The organism is Achromobacter dolens (assembly GCF_902859745.1).
Classification (GTDB): Bacteria; Pseudomonadota; Gammaproteobacteria; order Burkholderiales; family Burkholderiaceae_B; genus Achromobacter; species Achromobacter dolens.
Map to the genome: position 1 here is coordinate 1 of NZ_CADIJW010000077.1, position 14,900 is coordinate 14,900.

Consider the following 14,900-nt stretch of genomic DNA (forward strand, 5'->3'; position numbering starts at 1 on the left):
TCATTTATGCCGAACGCTTCACCGACCCGTATCGCTGAGATAGCATCAACAAGCCTGACCGATCCTCGGCCAGGCGTTTAATGCCTTAAACACAAAAATACTGACACTCCCCCGCAAAAGGCCGCCCGCGCGGCCGGCTTGCGGCGGGCCCCGCAAGACCCTCCCTCCAGCTCCGATGTGCGCCAAAACGCCAAGCACACAGCTCGCCCCAGAGACCGTCATTACGTCTCATCGCGAGCGCGTGGCGGGGTCGGTGGGGGATGGCGGGGCGTGTAGATGCGCCCGAGGGAATCCGTAGGGAGCCGAAGGCGGACGAGGATGACGAAGGGGCAGTCCGGAGCGAACGCTCCGGACCGCAATCGTAGCCCCGCCATCCCCCACCGACCCCGACACGCGCGCCTCAAGAACCTACTCCATTCGCGACAACCAACAACACCCTACAATCTCCGCCATGTCGACCCTCCGCCTCTTCTACGCCCTCTGGCCCGAGCCTGACCTGGCTGACACGCTGTCCACCTGGGCCACTCAAGCCCAACCGCACAGCCATGGCCGCGCCATGCGCACGGAAACCCTGCACATGACGCTGGCCTTCCTGGGCTCCGTGGAAAAGGAGATCGCCGACGAACTCATCGACGCCACCCCCTACCATCGCCTGCATCCGGGCACGGTCACCCTGGACCGTTACGGCGTCTTCGCCCGCCCGCGCATTCTCTGGGCCGGGCCCGCGCAGACTCCGGATTCGCTGCAGGCCAGCCACGACGGCCTGTGGCTCTGGCTGTCGGCGTTCGGCTTCGCGCCGCCGACGCAGCCCTTCCGCCCCCACGTCACGCTGCTGCGCAACATCGAGCGCAACGACCCGCCGGCCGACGCCCCGCCGCCCGTGACCTGGCGCTATGACCGCATGGTGCTGGTGGCGTCCGAATCCACCGAGGGCGGCAGCCGCTACCGCGTCGTCGCCCGTTCGAAACCGCAGCCGGACTGAGGCCACGACCCGGTGCTCTGGCACAATCGAGCGCGTCGCAACGACTTAGGATCTCCATGATCATCCTGCTCGACCAAGACGGCGTGCTGGCCGACTTCGAACATGCCTTCATCGACGCCTGGCGCGCGCGCCACCCCGGCATCGCGCCGGTGGCGTTCGAGGACCGCAAGTCCTTCTACATCCGCGAGGACTACGCGCCCGAACTGCGCGGCATGGCCGAGGCCATCTACACCGCGCCCGGCTTCATCCGCAACCTGCCGCCGGTGCCGGGGGCGCTGGAAGCCGTGAAGGAGCTGCTGGCGCTGGGCATGGACGTGCGCATCTGCACCTCGCCGCTGTCGCAGTTCGAGAACTGCGTCGCCGAGAAATACCTGTGGGTCGAGAAACACCTGGGACGGGAGGCCACCAGCCGGCTGATCCTGACCAAGGACAAGACCCTGGTGCACGGCAATCTGCTGATCGACGACAAGCCGTTGATACAAGGCGCCGTCAAGCCGCGCTGGAAGCACATCCTGTTCGACGCGCCCTACAACCGCCAGGTCACCGACCGTCCGCGCATCACCTGGGGCAACTGGCGCAACGTGCTGGCGGGCGAGCTGTATACGGCCGACGAATGACGGCCGGATGACATCCTGACGGCGGGGTGGCCGGCCCTGTTCAGCGGCCGGGGTTGGGACTATCCTGTGGTGCTGTATCCCCACCTCTGGAGGAGCCTGCACCATGAATCTGCACCGACTGCTCAAGCAGCGAGAAGCCGACCACAAGCCCTTGCGCGTAGCGCTGCTGGGCGCCGGAAAGTTCGGCGCGATGTTCATGAGCCAGGCCCCCCGCACGCCCGGCATGCGGCTGGTGGCGGTGGCCGACCTGACGCCCGACCGCGCCCGCGCCGCGCTCACCCGCGTCGGCTGGCCGGCGACGGCGCTCAATGCCGCCAGCCCGGGAGACGCGCTCAAGAACGGCAAGGTCTACTTCACTGACGATCCGCTCGCCGTGATCGCCAGCCCCGAGGTAGACATCGTCATCGACGCCACCGGCCAGGCGGCCGCCGGCATCGGCCACGTGCTGGCCTGCTGCGAGCACGGCAAGCACATCATCATGGTCAACGTCGAGGCCGACGCGCTGGCGGGCCCCTTGCTGGCGCGACGCGCGCGCGAAGCCGGCATCGTCTATTCGCTGGCCTACGGCGACCAGCCGGCGCTGATCTGCGAGATGGTGGACTGGGCGCGCGCGGCAGGCTTCGAGGTGATGGCGGCCGGCAAGGGCACCAAGTACCTGCCCGAGTTCCACACTTCCACGCCCGACACCGTCTGGCCGTACTACGGCTTCACCGCCGAGATGGTGGCGGCCGGCGACTTCAACGCGCAGATGTTCAACAGTTTCCTGGACGGCACCAAGAGCGCCATCGAGATGGCGGCGGTGTCCAACGCCACCGGCCTGCTGCCCTCGCCGTCCGGCCTGCATTTCCCGCCCTGCGGCGTGGACGACCTGGCGCGCGTGCTGCGGCCGCGCGAGGATGGCGGCATCCTGCACCATCGCGGCCAGGTGGAAGTGATTTCCTCGCTCGAACGCGACGGCCGACCGGTGTTCCGCGACCTGCGCTGGGGCGTGTACGTGACGCTGGCCGCCGATAGCGACTACGTGCGGCGCTGCTTCAAGGAATACGGCCTGGTCACCGATCCCAGCGGCAACTACACCGCCATGTACAAACCGTATCACCTGATCGGCCTGGAACTGGGCATCAGCGTGGCCAGCGTCGGCCTGCGGCGCGAGCCCACGGGAGCGCCGGCCGGCTGGCATGGCGACGTGGTGGCCACGGCCAAGCGCGACCTGCAGGCTGGACAACTGCTGGACGGCGAAGGCGGCTACACCGTGTACGGCCGGCTGATGCCGGCGCGCGACTCGGTCGACGAAGGCTACCTGCCGTTGGGCCTGTCGCACCAGGTCAAGCTCAAGCACGCGGTGCGGCAGTCGCAGGCGATCCGCTGGAGCGACGTGGAATATGACGATCGTTCGGCCGCGGTGCAGTTCCGTCGCGAGATGGAACAGACCTTCGCCTGAACGCGGCGGACGCCGGCGGGCCCGGACGCCGGCGGCGTGGCCGGGGCGCCGAGGCGCCCGATGGCCGCGTCAGACCGGCGGCGAACGTTCCGCCTGGAACAACCGCAGGCGGTCGGCGGCGTTGCGCAGGTGCTGCTCGGCGGCCTTGCCGGCGGCATCGGGATCCCCGCCCTCGATGGCGGCGAAGATCGCCTGGTGTTCGCTCTGCACGGCCGCCATGCGCTCGGCATACATGCGCGCCGTGTTGTTGCGCGCGCTGCGGATGACGCGCCGCACATTCGCTTCCAGGTAGTCGTTCAGCGCCACCAGGTGGGGGTTGTGCGTGGCCTGCACGATGGCCTGGTGGAACTGGTAGTCCTCTTCGTCGCCCAGCTTGTCGTTGATGAGCGCGTACTCCATGCCCACCAGCGCCTGGCGCATCTTCTTCAGGTCGGGTTCGGTGCGGCGCTGCGCCGCGTAGCGCGCGGCGGTGACTTCGATCGACAGCATCAGCTCCAGGATGTGCTCCAGGTCCTGGTTGTCGCCCGGCGTGGGCGCGGCGATGCGGAAGGCGTTGCGCTGGAAGTTCGGGTCGACGAACACGCCGCTGCCTTGCTGCGAGGTGATCAGGCCTTCGGATTTCAGGCGCGCCAGCGCCTCGCGCACCACGGCGCGGCTGACCGAATAGATCTCGGTCAACTGCTTTTCGGTGGGCAGGCGGTCGCCGGGCGCCAGCGTGCCCTGGCGGATCTGCTCGGCCAGCGCGTCGGCCACGCCCGCCGAAAGCGAATGCCTGGGCGCGGCGCGCTGCGGGTCGGAGTCCTGTGCTTGAGTGGGCTGCATGGGGAATCGTTAAAACGTGAAGGCGGCTCGCGGCGGGGAAGCCCCTGGGACGCGCCGGCCCGTGGTTATAGGAATTCTCGACGTTTCACTGCGGCGGCGCCCTTGAAAATTATAGGATTTTGCCGGAATCAAGGGCGCGGCCGTTTCAGACTTTACGCGATATAGATGCCGCCGTTCACCTGCATCACCTCGCCCGTCACGAAACCGGCCAGCGGCGAGCACAGGAAGGCGATCGCGCCGGCGATTTCCTCGGCCGTGCCGAAGCGCCGCAACGGCGTGCTCTCCAGCAACTGCGCGCCCTTCTGGCCGATCAGGTCGTGCGTCATGGAGGTGGCGATGATCCCAGGCGCCACCGCGTTCACGCGGATCTGCGGCGCCAGCTCCAGCGCCAGGCTGCGGGTGAAGCTCTGCACCGCGCCCTTGGAGGCCGAATAGGCCGCGTGCGCGTAGCTGCCGCGCTGCGCCGCCAGCGACGTCAGCAGCACGATCGAGCCGTTCTGGCGCAGGTGGCGCTGAGCGGCGCGGCACACGTAGAAGGTGCCGTCCAGGTTGACGCCCATGAGCTTCTTCCAGGCCTCGTCGCTGGTGTCCTTGACCAGTTGCTCGGGGTAGATGCCGGCGCAATGCACCAGGTGGTCGATGCCGCCGAAATGCTGCGCGGCGCGTTCCAGCACCCTGTCGCAATCATGCGAGGCGGCCACGTCCAGCGCGTGCACGAACACCCGCTGGCCGCTGGCGTCCAGCTCGGCGGCCACCTCGTCCAGGCGCGCCTTGTCGATGTCGGTGAGCACCAGCCGGGCGCCATGGGCGGCCATCAGCCGCGCGGTCGCCAGACCGATGCCATTGCCGGCGCCGGTGATGGCCACTACCTGTCCTTCGAACGAAATCATGCTGTCTCCAAAGCGCTTTTTCGGGGGCACGCGCCCGCTCCCGGGGCGCCGCCGACGGTTCGATTGAACCGCCAAATGCATCGCTTGACACGGGAAAAACGCTTGCCCTATGATTTATCGGACAACTTAATAAAGTTGCCTGACAACTTGTGTTGAAAGCGTAAAGCAACTGGCGATTTCAGGCAAGCGGGTCGGAAAAACACGGCCAACGGCCGCATGACAGGCAGGGGACAACCAGGTGGAAATCACCGGCAGCACAACCGTATTCGCGATCGCGGCCGACCCGATCGCGCACGTCAAGACGCCCCAGCGGCTCAACGCCCTGCTGCGCGAGCGCGGCATCGACGCCGTCATGGTGCCGTTCCACGTGGCCGCCGCCGGCCTGCCCGGCCTGTTCGCGGGCCTGCGCGGCCTGGCCAACCTGGGCGGACTGGTGGTCACCGTGCCCCACAAGGAAAGCGCCGCCGCGCTGTGCGACGCCCTCACCCCCGCCGCCGAACTGATCGGCGCCGTCAACGCCGTGCGGCTGCGCGACGGCTGCCTGACCGGCGGCAACTTCGACGGCCTGGGCTTCGTCGCCGGCCTGCGCGGCCAGGGCCATGAGCCCGCCGGCCGCCACGTCTACCTGGCGGGCCTGGGCGGCGCCGGCAAGGCCATCGCCTGCGCCATCGCCGAGGCCGGCCCGGCCAGCCTGCGCCTGTACAACCGTTCGCGCGGCAAGGCCGAGGCGTTTGCCGAGCGCCTGGCGCGCCACTATCCCGGCCTGGCCATCAGTGTGGCCGGCCCGCGTCCCGAGCCCTGTGACATCGCCATCAACGCGACCACCCTGGGCCTGGACGACAACGATCCCCTGCCCTTCCCGCTGGATGCCCTGGCGCCCGGCGCCGTGGTGGCCGACGCCGTCATGAGCCGTGTCGACACGCCGCTGCTGCGCGCCGCGGCCGCACGCGGCTGCCGCACCCATCCCGGCCTCTACATGCTGGAAGGACAACTCACCGAAATTGCCCGCTTCCTGGGCATAGAAGAGCCGCATTCCTAAGCGCGCTTGCTTGATTCACGGACCTACCACTCCCGTTCCACGGAGGAGACACGCATGAAATTGGCTTTCACCACCGGCCTGTTGTGCCTGGCCGGCATTGCCGCATCGGCCCAGGCCGCGCCCGTCAAGATCGGCCTGATCGAGACGCTGTCCGGCCCGCAGGCCTCGACCGGCCTGATGTTCCGCGCCGCGGTCAAGTACCAGTTGGACCGCATCAACGCCGCCGGCGGCTGGAACGGCCAGCCGCTCGAACTGGTCGAGTTCGACAACCAGGGCGGCCCCGTGGGCGCCTCCGACCGCTTCCGCGCCGCGGCCGCCGAAGGCGTGCAGATCCTGGTACAGGGCTCGTCGTCGGCCATCTCCGGCCAGCTCACCGAGGACGTGCGCAAGCACAACCTGCGCAATCCCGGCAAGGAAGTGGTGTTCCTGAACGTGGGCGGCGAGGCCCTGGAACTGACCGGCCAGAAGTGCCACTTCTACCACTTCCGCTTCACCACCAACGCCGACCTGCGCGTCAAGGCGCTGGCCTCGGTCATGTCGGCCGACGGCACGCTGGGCAAGCGCGTCTACGCCATCAACCAGAACTACTCCTGGGGCCAGGACATGGAAGGCGCCACCGAGCGCTTCGCCAAGCAGTACGGCTATGAAGTGGTCGGCAAGACGCTGCACGAAGTCAACAAGATCCAGGACTTCGCGCCCTACGTGGCCCGCATCCGCTCGGCCAATCCCGACACCGTCATCACCGGCAACTGGTCCAACGACCTGCTGTTGCTGATGAAGGCCACGCAATCGGCCGGCCTGAAGGTGCGTTTCGCCACCGTGTTCCTGGACCAGGTCGGCAACCTCGCCAACGCCGGCGAGGTCGCGCTGGGCCACTACATCGCCCACCCCTACAACATCGAGGCCGCGGGCGAGGAAGGCGCCAAGTTCGCCGAGGACTACAAGGCCAAGACCGGCCACTACCCCAGCTACACCGAGCCGCAGACCGTGATCGGCATCACCTTCCTGGGCGAAGCGCTCAAGCAGGTCAAGCCCAAGGACGGCAAGCTGTCGGTGCCGGACCTGGCGCGCGCGCTGGAGAAGGTCACCTACACCTCGCCGCTGGGCACCTACACCATGCGCGCCGAAGACCACCAGGTGCAACTGCCGATGGTGGTGTCCAAGGTCGGCAAGAACGCCAAGTACAAGGCCGACGGCACCGACATGGGCTTCGAGCCGGTCAAGGTGCTGTCCGCCGCGGACGTGTCCGCGCCGGTGCAGGCCACCTGCAAGATGGTTCGCCCGGACTGATGATGACGCGACGGCCGCGGACGGCATGCCGTCCGCGGCCACTCGCCAATAAAACGCTCACCGGCGCGGGGCCGGAAAAAACAGGGCGTGATCGATCGCCAGGCGCCCGGCGCCTGCGCGCAAGGATTTTGGAGCGGACATGGAATACTTTACCGTCTCGCTGTTGAACGGCGTGATTTACGGCCTGCTGCTATTCATGGTGTCGGCGGGCCTGACACTGATCTTCGGAATGATGGGCGTGCTCAACTTCGCGCACGCCTCGTTCTACATGATAGGCGCGTACGCCGCCTATACCCTGACGCCCGTCACCGGGTTCTGGACCGCGCTGGTGCTGGCCACCGTCATCGCCGGCGTGCTCGGCATGGGCGTGGAGCGCTTCTTCCTGCGCCGCGTGCACAAGTTCGGCCACGCGCAGGAACTGCTGGTGACCTTCGGCCTGGCGTTCATCGTCGCCGAGCTCATCAAGCTGTTCTACGGGGATTTCCCGGTCGACTACCGCGTGCCGCAGTTCCTGAACTTCGCGGCCTTCCGCGTGTTCGACGCCGACTACCCGTTCTACCGCCTGCTGATGGGCGGCGTGTCGCTGGCGATGTTCGCGGTGATCTACCTGCTGCTGTCGCGCACCCGCGTCGGCATCGTGGTGCGCTCGGCCATCTACCGGCCGCGCATGGCCGAGGCGCTGGGGCACAACGTGCCGCTGGTGTTCATGAGCGTGTTCGGCGTGGGCGCGGCGATGGCCGGCCTGGCGGGCGCGGTCGCGGGCGCCTTCTACACCACCAATCCGAACATGGCGTTGGAACTGGGCGTGCTGGTGTTCGTGGTGGTGGTCGTGGGCGGCCTGGGCTCGCTTGAAGGCGCCATGATCGCCTCGCTGCTGATCGGCCTGATCAGCTCGTTCTCGGTCGGCATCGACGCCAGCCTGGCGACGCTGTTCGGCCTGTTCGGCGCCGGCGAGTGGGCCGAGAGCGTGGGCGGCCTGATGACGGTGAAGATCTCCAGCCTGGCGGCGACCCTGCCCTTCCTGCTGATGCTGGTGGTGCTGCTGGTCAAGCCCTCGGGCCTGAAGGGAGAACAGGCATGAACCAGACTTCCTCGCGCCGCGCCACCGCCAGCCTGCTGTTGCTCGCCTGCGTGGCCGCGTTGTGCGCGCTGCCGTGGCTGCTGCCCGCCGGCCAACTGGTCGCGGCGGTGCAGATGCTGATCGCGGCGCTGTTCGCCTGCGCCTTCAACCTGCTGGCCGGCCAGGGCGGCATGCTGTCCTTCGGCCACGCGGCCTACTTTGGCGTCGGCACCTTCGCCACCATCCACGCCATGAATGCGCTGGGCGGCGCGGGCCTGTTGCCGACGCCGCTGATGCCGCTGGCCGGCGGCGTGGCCGGCCTGCTGTTCGGCCTGGTCGCGGGCTGGTTCGCCACCATGCGCGCCGGCGTTTACTTCTCGATGATCACGCTGGCGCTGGCCGAGCTGCTGCACGCGCTGGCGCCGCACCTGAAGGGCGTGTTCGGCGGCGAGGCCGGCCTGTCGGCCATGCGCATGCCGGCATGGGGCTTCACCTTCGGCTCGGACGTCGAGGTGTACTTCCTGGTGCTGGCCTGGGTGCTGGTGTCGCTGGCCGCGCTGTATGGCCTGACCCGCACGCCGCTGGGCCGGCTGACGCTGGGCCTGCGCGAAAACGCCAACCGCCTGCGCTACCTGGGCTACCGACCGCACACGCTCAAGACCATGGTGTTCGCGCTGTCGGCCATGTTCGCCGGCATCGCAGGCGGCCTCCAGGCATTGAACATCGAGGCCGGCAACTACGTGCTGTTCGAGGTCAAGCTGTCGACCGACGCGGTGCTGTTCGCCTACATCGGCGGCGTCAACGCCTTCCTCGGCCCGGTGCTGGGCGCCTCGATCCTGACCTTCCTGTCGCAGACGCTGGCCGACATCACCCGTTCGTGGCTGCTGTACCAGGGCATCCTGTTCGTGCTGGTGATGCTGTTCGTGCCGGACGGCCTGGTCGGGCTGGTGCAGCGCGCCGCCAGGTCGCTGCGCCAGCGCGGGCTGGCCGACTGGCTGCCGCGCGCCGCGGTGTCCGTCGCCGGCGGCCTGCTGCTGACCGGCGCCACGGTGTTCTCGGTGGAACTGCTGCAACGCATGTTCGCGCGCGACTACCGCTCGCTGCTGGCGATGAACCCCGATGCCGGCTGGCCCGCCATTTCCCTGTTCGGCCACGACTGGGCGCCGCTGGCGCTGTCGACCTGGCTGCTGCCGCTGGCGCTGTTCGCGGCGGGCCTCCTGGCCTGCCGCTGGGCGCTGGCCCTGTGGCGCGGCGAGGCTGAGGCCGCGCCCGTGCTGGAGACCGCGAAATGAGCCACGAGATCCTGACCCTGACCGACGTGCGCAAGTCCTTCGGCGACGCGCAGATCATCCGCGGCGTCAACCTGAAGGTCGAGGCCGGCGAACGCCACGCCGTCATCGGCCCCAACGGCGCCGGCAAGTCCACGCTGTTCCACCTGATGTCCGGCTCGTTCGCGCCGACCTCGGGCGACATCAGCCTGCGCGCGCGCCCGATCGGCGGCCTGCCGCCCGAACGCATCAACCGTCTCGGCCTGGCGCGTTCGTTCCAGATCACCAACGTGTTCCCGCGCCTGTCGGTGCGCGAGAACCTGCGGCTGGCGGTGCTGCGCATGCACGGCCTGGTCTACAACTTCTGGCGCCCCATCGCGCGCCACCGCGCCGTCAACGAGAACGTCGACCAGCTGCTGGAAAAAGTGCGTCTGGCGCCCAAGCAGCACACCGCCGCGGGCGACCTGAACTACTCCGAGCAGCGCTCGCTGGAAATCGGCATGACGCTGGCCTCGCGGCCCAAGGTGATCCTGCTGGACGAGCCGATGGCCGGCATGTCTCAGCACGAGGTCGACTACACCGTCGAACTCATCAAGGACGTGACGCGCGACTGCACCCTGCTGATCGTCGAGCACGACATGCAGGTGGTGTTCTCGCTGGCCGACCGCATCAGCGTGCTGGTGTACGGCGAGATCCTGGCCACCGGCACGCCCGCCGAGATCCGCGGCGACGCCCGCGTGCGCGAAGCCTACCTGGGAGAGGAAACGGTATGAGCATGCAATCCCCCCTGCTGGCCCTGCAAGGCGTGCACGCGCACTACGGCAAGAGCCACATCCTGCACGGCATCGACCTGACGGTGGGCCGCGGCGAAGTGGTCAGCCTGCTGGGCCGCAACGGCGCCGGCCGCTCCACCACCATGAAAAGCATCATGGGGCTGGTGGACGTGACGGGCGGCCGCATCGCCATCGAAGGCCGCGACATCACCAACAAGCGGCCTTTCGAGATCGCCCGCGCCGGACTGGGTTTCGTGCCGGAGGAGCGCGAGGTGTTCGCCAACCTGACGGTGGACGAGAACCTGCGCATGGGCGAACAGCCCGTCCGGCCCGACGCGCCGGCCTGGACCATCGAGCAGATGTTCGGCTATTTCCCGCGCCTGAAGGAACGCCGCAATACCCGCGCCGGCAACCTGTCCGGCGGCGAACAGCAGATGCTGACCATGTGCCGCTCGCTCCTGGGCAACCCCAAGGTCATGCTGATCGACGAACCCACCGAGGGCCTGGCGCCCAAGATCGTGGAAGTGATCGCCGACGTGATCCGCGACATCCACCAGCGCGGCGTGTCGGTGGTGCTGGTCGAGCAGAAGCTGACCATCGCGCTGAAGGTCTCCACGCGCGTCAGCGTGATGGGCCATGGCCGCATCGTTTTCGAAGGACCGCCCGCGCAGTTGCATGAGCGCCAGGACGTGGTCCAGGAATGGCTGGCGGTCTGACCGCCTAACGCATCTGTAGAGGCAAGCACTTGGACAATACCCCTGAAGTACGCCACGCCGATCTGCGCGGCAAGAACGTGGTGATCACCGGCGGCGCCAAAGGCATCGGCTACGCCACGGCCGAGGCGTTCGTGCGCCAGGGCGCGCGGGTGGCGCTGCTGGACATGGACCCGGTAGCGCTGGACGCGGCCGTGGCCGGGCTGCGCGCGGCCGGCGGCGAGGCCCTGGCCGCGCAGGCCTCCGTCACCGACGCCGAGGCGGTCGAACGCGCCTTCGCCCAGGTCGAGCAGGCCTGGGGCGGCATCGACGTGCTGGTCAACAACGCCGGCATCTCGGCCAACAAGCCGTCGCTGGAAGTCACCCCCGAGGAATGGCGCCGCGCCGTCGACATCAACCTGACCGGCGTGTTCCTGTGCGCCCAGGCCGCCGGCCGCCGCATGGTGCCCAAGGGCGACGGCTGCATCATCAACCTGGCCTCGATGTACGGCGTGGTGGCCGCGCCCGACCGCGCAGCCTACTGCGCCACCAAGGGCGCGGTGGTGCTGCTGACCGAGACCCTGGCGGTGGAATGGGGCCCGGCGGGCGTGCGCGTGAACGCGCTGGCGCCCGGCTACGTCGAGACCGACCTGGTGCGCGACCTGGCCGCGCGCGGCCGCCTCGACCCCGAACGCCTCAAGCAGCGCACGCCGCTGCGGCGCCTGGCGCGGCCGGCCGAAATGGCCGACCTGGCGGTATTCCTGGCGTCCAGCCAGGCCGCCTACATCACCGGACACACCCTGGTGGCCGATGGCGGCTGGAGCCGCTACAGCTACCTCTGACCGCTTACCTACATTCTGGAGATTCACTCATGGCCACCTACCAACCGCTTGGTTCCCAGGCGCCCTGGCGGCAACTGACGGTCGAGGCCTCGGACTGGCAACAGGCCGACCCGGCGCTGCTGGCCACCATGCTGACGCAACTGCACTGGATCCGCGCCTTCGAGGAAGCGGTGCTGGACCTGGCCGCCGAAGGCCTGGTGCACGGCCCCGCCCACTCGTCGGTCGGCCAGGAAGGCGGCGCCGTCGGCTCGGTGCTGGCGCTCGGCGCCGGCGACCAGATCAACGGCTCGCACCGCGGCCATCACCAGTTCCTGGCCAAAGCGCTACAACACGTCGCGCCGCTGGGCCTGGATCCGCGCAACCCGCTGACGCCCGCCATCGACGAAGTGCTGCACAAGACGCTGGCCGAGATCATGGGCCTGGCGCAAGGCTACTGCCGCGGCCGTGGCGGCAGCATGCACCTGCGCTGGCTGGAAGCCGGCGCGCTCGGCACCAACGCCATCGTCGGCGGCGGCGTGCCGCTGGCGGCCGGCGCGGCCTGGGCCCACCGGCACGCCGGCACCGACCGCGTGGCCGTGACGTACTTCGGCGACGGCGCCGTCAACATCGGCTCGGTGCTCGAGACGATGAACCTGACCGCCGCGTGGAAGACGCCGCTGTGCTTCTTCATCGAGAACAACCGCTACGCCGTGTCCACTACGGTGGAGGAATCGACCGCCGAGCCGCGCCTGTCGGCCCGTGGCCAGGCCTTCAACATCCCGGCCTGGCAGGTCGATGGCATGGATCCGCTGGCCGTGCACCTGGCCATGTCGGAAGCCGTGGCGCACATGCGCGCCGGCAACGGCCCCACCATCATCGAGGTGGACGTCTACCGCTTCTTCCACCAGAACGGCCCCTTCCCCGGCAGCGCCTTCGGCTACCGCAGCAAGGAAGAGGAAGCGCAATGGCGCCGCCGCGACCCGCTCGACAAGATCGCCGCCGAGATGATCGGCCGCCAGTTGATCACCCAGGCCGAGGTCGACGCCCTGCGCCAGCGCTGCAAGGACGTGATGAAGGACGTGTCGGGCCGGCTGACCGAGGCCACCGATGGCGGCAAGCGCCGCGTGCGCGCCGACCTGTGGCCGCGCCCCGACTTCCGCGACGTGGGCCTGCGCAGCGACGGCTCGGAACTGGCCGGCCTGCGCTACCAGGACGCCGCCGACCCTGCCGGCGCCCGCGTCGAGCGCAAGTTCGTGGACGCGGTGGCGGATGTGCTCGACCGCCGCATGGAAACCGACCCCGGCGTGGTGGTGCTGGGCGAGGACGTGCACCGCCTGAAGGGCGGCACCAACGGCGCCACGCGCGGCCTGAAGGACAAGTACCCCGACCGCGTGCTGGGCACGCCGATCTCCGAGAACGCCTTCGCCGGCCTGGGCGGCGGCCTGGCCATGGACGGCCGCTACAAGCCGGTGGTGGAATTCATGTACCCCGACTTCATGTGGGTCGCGGCCGACCAGATCTTCAACCAGATCGGCAAGGCCCGCCACATGTTCGGCGGCGACATCGACGTGCCGTTCGTGCTGCGCACCAAGGTCGCGATGGGCACGGGCTACGGCTCGCAGCACTCGATGGACCCGGCCGGCGTGTTCGCCACCGCGCCGGGCTGGCGTATCGTCGCGCCGTCCACGCCGTATGAGTACATCGGCCTGATGAACACCGCCCTGGCCTCCAAGGACCCGGTGCTGGTGATCGAGCACGTCGATCTCTACGCCTCGTCGGGCGAGGTTCCCGACGGCGACCTGGACTACGCCATTCCGTTCGGCAAGGCGCGCGTGCGCCGCGCCGGCTCCAAGGTCACGGTGCTGACCTACCTGTCGATGGTCAGCCGCGCGCTCAAGGCGGCGGAGGAAACCGGCGTGGATGCGGAGGTGATCGACCTGCGCACGCTGGACCGCGCCAACCTCGACTGGGACACCATCGGCGCCAGCATCCAGAAGACCAACAACGTGCTGATCGTCGAACAGGGCGCGCGCGGCACCTCGTACGGCGCCATGCTGGCCGACGAGATCCAGCGCCGCTACTTCGACTGGCTCGACCAGCCGGTCAAGCGCGTCACCGGCGGCGAGGCCTCGCCCAGCATCTCCAAGGTGCTGGAACGCGCGGCCTTCGCCGACACCGAGGAAGTCATCGCCGGCCTGAACGACGTGCTGGCCGACCTGGGAGAACGCGCATGACGGCCGCCCTGCGCATGAGCGTCCCAATGGAAGTCGGCATCTGCTGCGCCGACCTGGACGCGCTGCTGGCGTTCTACACCGAGGTGGTCGGCCTGACGCTGGTGAGCCGGGTCAGCGTGCCGGCCGACAAGGCCCGCGCCACCGGCCTGACACCGCATGGCTACGACGTGGCGCGCCTGCAGACCTCGTATGGCGAGCGCATCAAGCTGCTGCAGCCGGCCAGGGCGCCGGAGCCGGCGGTGCGCGGCGCCGCCATCCTGGACCGCCAGGGCAGCGCCTACCTGACCTTCATCGTGCATGACCTGGCCGGCACCGTCGAGCGCCTGCGGGCGCGCGGCGTGGTCTTCGACAGCGATCCGGCGCCGATGGAAGTGCGGCCCGGCACCTGGCTGGCCTTCTTCCGCGACCCCGAAGGCAACGTGCTGGAACTGGTCGAATACGACGACCCGGCGGCCTACCGGCCCGACCTGGCCGTGCGCACAGAATAGGACGAACTACACGTGGCACACCTTATCAAGCTCCCCTCCGTCGCGGCCGATGCCGACGCCGGCACGCTGCACCAATGGCTCAAGCAGGAAGGCGACACGGTCGCCGTGGGCGAGGCGCTGGCGGAAATCGAAACCGAGAAGGCAATCGTCGAGATCAACGCCGAACAGGCGGGCGTCTTGGGCCGCATCGTGGTGCAGGCCGGTCCGGCGTCGGTGCCGATCAACACCGTGATCGGCGTGCTGCTGGCGCCGGGCGAGGACGCCAGCGCGATCGACAAGGCGCTGGCGGAACACGGCGCGCAGGCAGCGGCCCAGCCGGCCGTGGCACAGCCTGCCGCAGCGCCGGCCGCGGCGACATATGCCGCGGCTACGCCGACGACCGCGTCTTCGACGGCCGCGCCCGCCGCACGCGACGCCACTGCCGACGCCCCCACGCCCGGCACGCGCCGCTTCGCCAGCCCGCTGGCGCGCCGCCTGGCCGCG

At 69.0% G+C, this 14,900-nt stretch carries 15 protein-coding genes; 13 read left to right on the forward strand and 2 right to left on the reverse strand.

Going from position 1 to position 14,900, the window contains the following annotated elements; genetic code table 11:
- Positions 1-451: 451 nt before the first annotated feature.
- The 3 genes from thpR to HV783_RS28055 all read left to right on the forward strand — a co-directional run bounded on the left by thpR (position 452) and on the right by HV783_RS28055 (position 3,040).
- A complete protein-coding gene (gene thpR, locus HV783_RS28045; RefSeq protein ID WP_054500509.1) occupies positions 452-982 on the forward strand; it encodes an RNA 2',3'-cyclic phosphodiesterase in 531 nt (176 codons plus the stop codon).
- A 56-nt stretch (positions 983-1,038) separates the two neighbouring features.
- Positions 1,039-1,599 carry a 5'-3'-deoxyribonucleotidase gene (locus HV783_RS28050; RefSeq protein WP_054500508.1) on the forward strand — a complete coding sequence of 187 codons (561 nt, stop codon included), beginning with the start codon at positions 1,039-1,041 and terminating at the stop codon, positions 1,597-1,599.
- A 103-nt stretch (positions 1,600-1,702) separates the two neighbouring features.
- The gene (locus tag HV783_RS28055; RefSeq protein ID WP_064527369.1) at positions 1,703-3,040 is read left to right on the forward strand and encodes an NAD(P)H-dependent oxidoreductase; all 1,338 of its coding nucleotides are present in this window, start codon (positions 1,703-1,705) and stop codon (positions 3,038-3,040) included.
- A 69-nt stretch (positions 3,041-3,109) separates the two neighbouring features.
- On the opposite strand, the gene HV783_RS28060 is transcribed toward HV783_RS28055, so the two are convergent.
- Positions 3,110-3,862, reverse strand: a complete 753-nt coding sequence (locus HV783_RS28060) for a FadR/GntR family transcriptional regulator (RefSeq protein ID WP_049076565.1) — start codon at positions 3,860-3,862, stop codon at positions 3,110-3,112.
- Between the two features lie 152 nt (positions 3,863-4,014).
- Positions 4,015-4,752 (reverse strand): SDR family NAD(P)-dependent oxidoreductase, encoded by a 738-nt coding sequence (locus HV783_RS28065; protein ID WP_049076567.1) that lies wholly within the window; start codon positions 4,750-4,752, stop codon positions 4,015-4,017.
- Positions 4,753-4,990: 238 nt separating this feature from the next.
- Between HV783_RS28065 and HV783_RS28070 the strand changes: the two genes are divergently transcribed.
- From HV783_RS28070 to HV783_RS28115, 10 genes are all read left to right on the forward strand, one after another.
- Positions 4,991-5,791, forward strand: coding sequence for a shikimate dehydrogenase family protein (locus HV783_RS28070; RefSeq protein WP_054500506.1), 801 nt, complete (start codon positions 4,991-4,993; stop codon positions 5,789-5,791).
- 54 nt (positions 5,792-5,845) lie between these two features.
- Positions 5,846-7,081, forward strand: coding sequence for a branched-chain amino acid ABC transporter substrate-binding protein (locus tag HV783_RS28075; RefSeq protein WP_006386229.1), 1,236 nt, complete (start codon positions 5,846-5,848; stop codon positions 7,079-7,081).
- A gap of 139 nt (positions 7,082-7,220) precedes the next feature.
- Positions 7,221-8,162 (forward strand): branched-chain amino acid ABC transporter permease, encoded by a 942-nt coding sequence (locus tag HV783_RS28080; RefSeq protein ID WP_006386228.1) that lies wholly within the window; start codon positions 7,221-7,223, stop codon positions 8,160-8,162.
- On the forward strand, positions 8,159-9,433 hold the full coding sequence (locus HV783_RS28085) for a branched-chain amino acid ABC transporter permease (RefSeq protein WP_175190283.1): 1,275 nt from the start codon (positions 8,159-8,161) through the stop codon (positions 9,431-9,433). Before HV783_RS28080 ends, HV783_RS28085 begins: the two co-directional genes overlap by 4 nt.
- Complete coding sequence (locus HV783_RS28090) at positions 9,430-10,182, forward strand: ABC transporter ATP-binding protein (protein WP_054419393.1); 753 nt, start codon at positions 9,430-9,432, stop codon at positions 10,180-10,182. The genes HV783_RS28085 and HV783_RS28090 overlap by 4 nt, the downstream gene beginning before the upstream one ends.
- A complete protein-coding gene (locus tag HV783_RS28095; RefSeq protein ID WP_006386225.1) occupies positions 10,179-10,898 on the forward strand; it encodes an ABC transporter ATP-binding protein in 720 nt (239 codons plus the stop codon). Before HV783_RS28090 ends, HV783_RS28095 begins: the two co-directional genes overlap by 4 nt.
- Positions 10,899-10,927: 29 nt before the next feature.
- Positions 10,928-11,716 (forward strand): SDR family NAD(P)-dependent oxidoreductase, encoded by a 789-nt coding sequence (locus HV783_RS28100; RefSeq protein ID WP_175190284.1) that lies wholly within the window; start codon positions 10,928-10,930, stop codon positions 11,714-11,716.
- 29 nt (positions 11,717-11,745) lie between these two features.
- The gene (locus HV783_RS28105; RefSeq protein WP_144655645.1) at positions 11,746-13,929 is read left to right on the forward strand and encodes an alpha-ketoacid dehydrogenase subunit alpha/beta; all 2,184 of its coding nucleotides are present in this window, start codon (positions 11,746-11,748) and stop codon (positions 13,927-13,929) included.
- Positions 13,926-14,417: a VOC family protein gene (locus HV783_RS28110; protein WP_175167000.1), complete on the forward strand. Its 492-nt coding sequence runs from the start codon at positions 13,926-13,928 to the stop codon at positions 14,415-14,417. Before HV783_RS28105 ends, HV783_RS28110 begins: the two co-directional genes overlap by 4 nt.
- A gap of 12 nt (positions 14,418-14,429) precedes the next feature.
- Positions 14,430-14,900, forward strand: a 471-nt coding sequence (locus HV783_RS28115) for a biotin/lipoyl-containing protein (RefSeq protein ID WP_302477828.1), incomplete at its 3' end; no start/stop codon positions are given.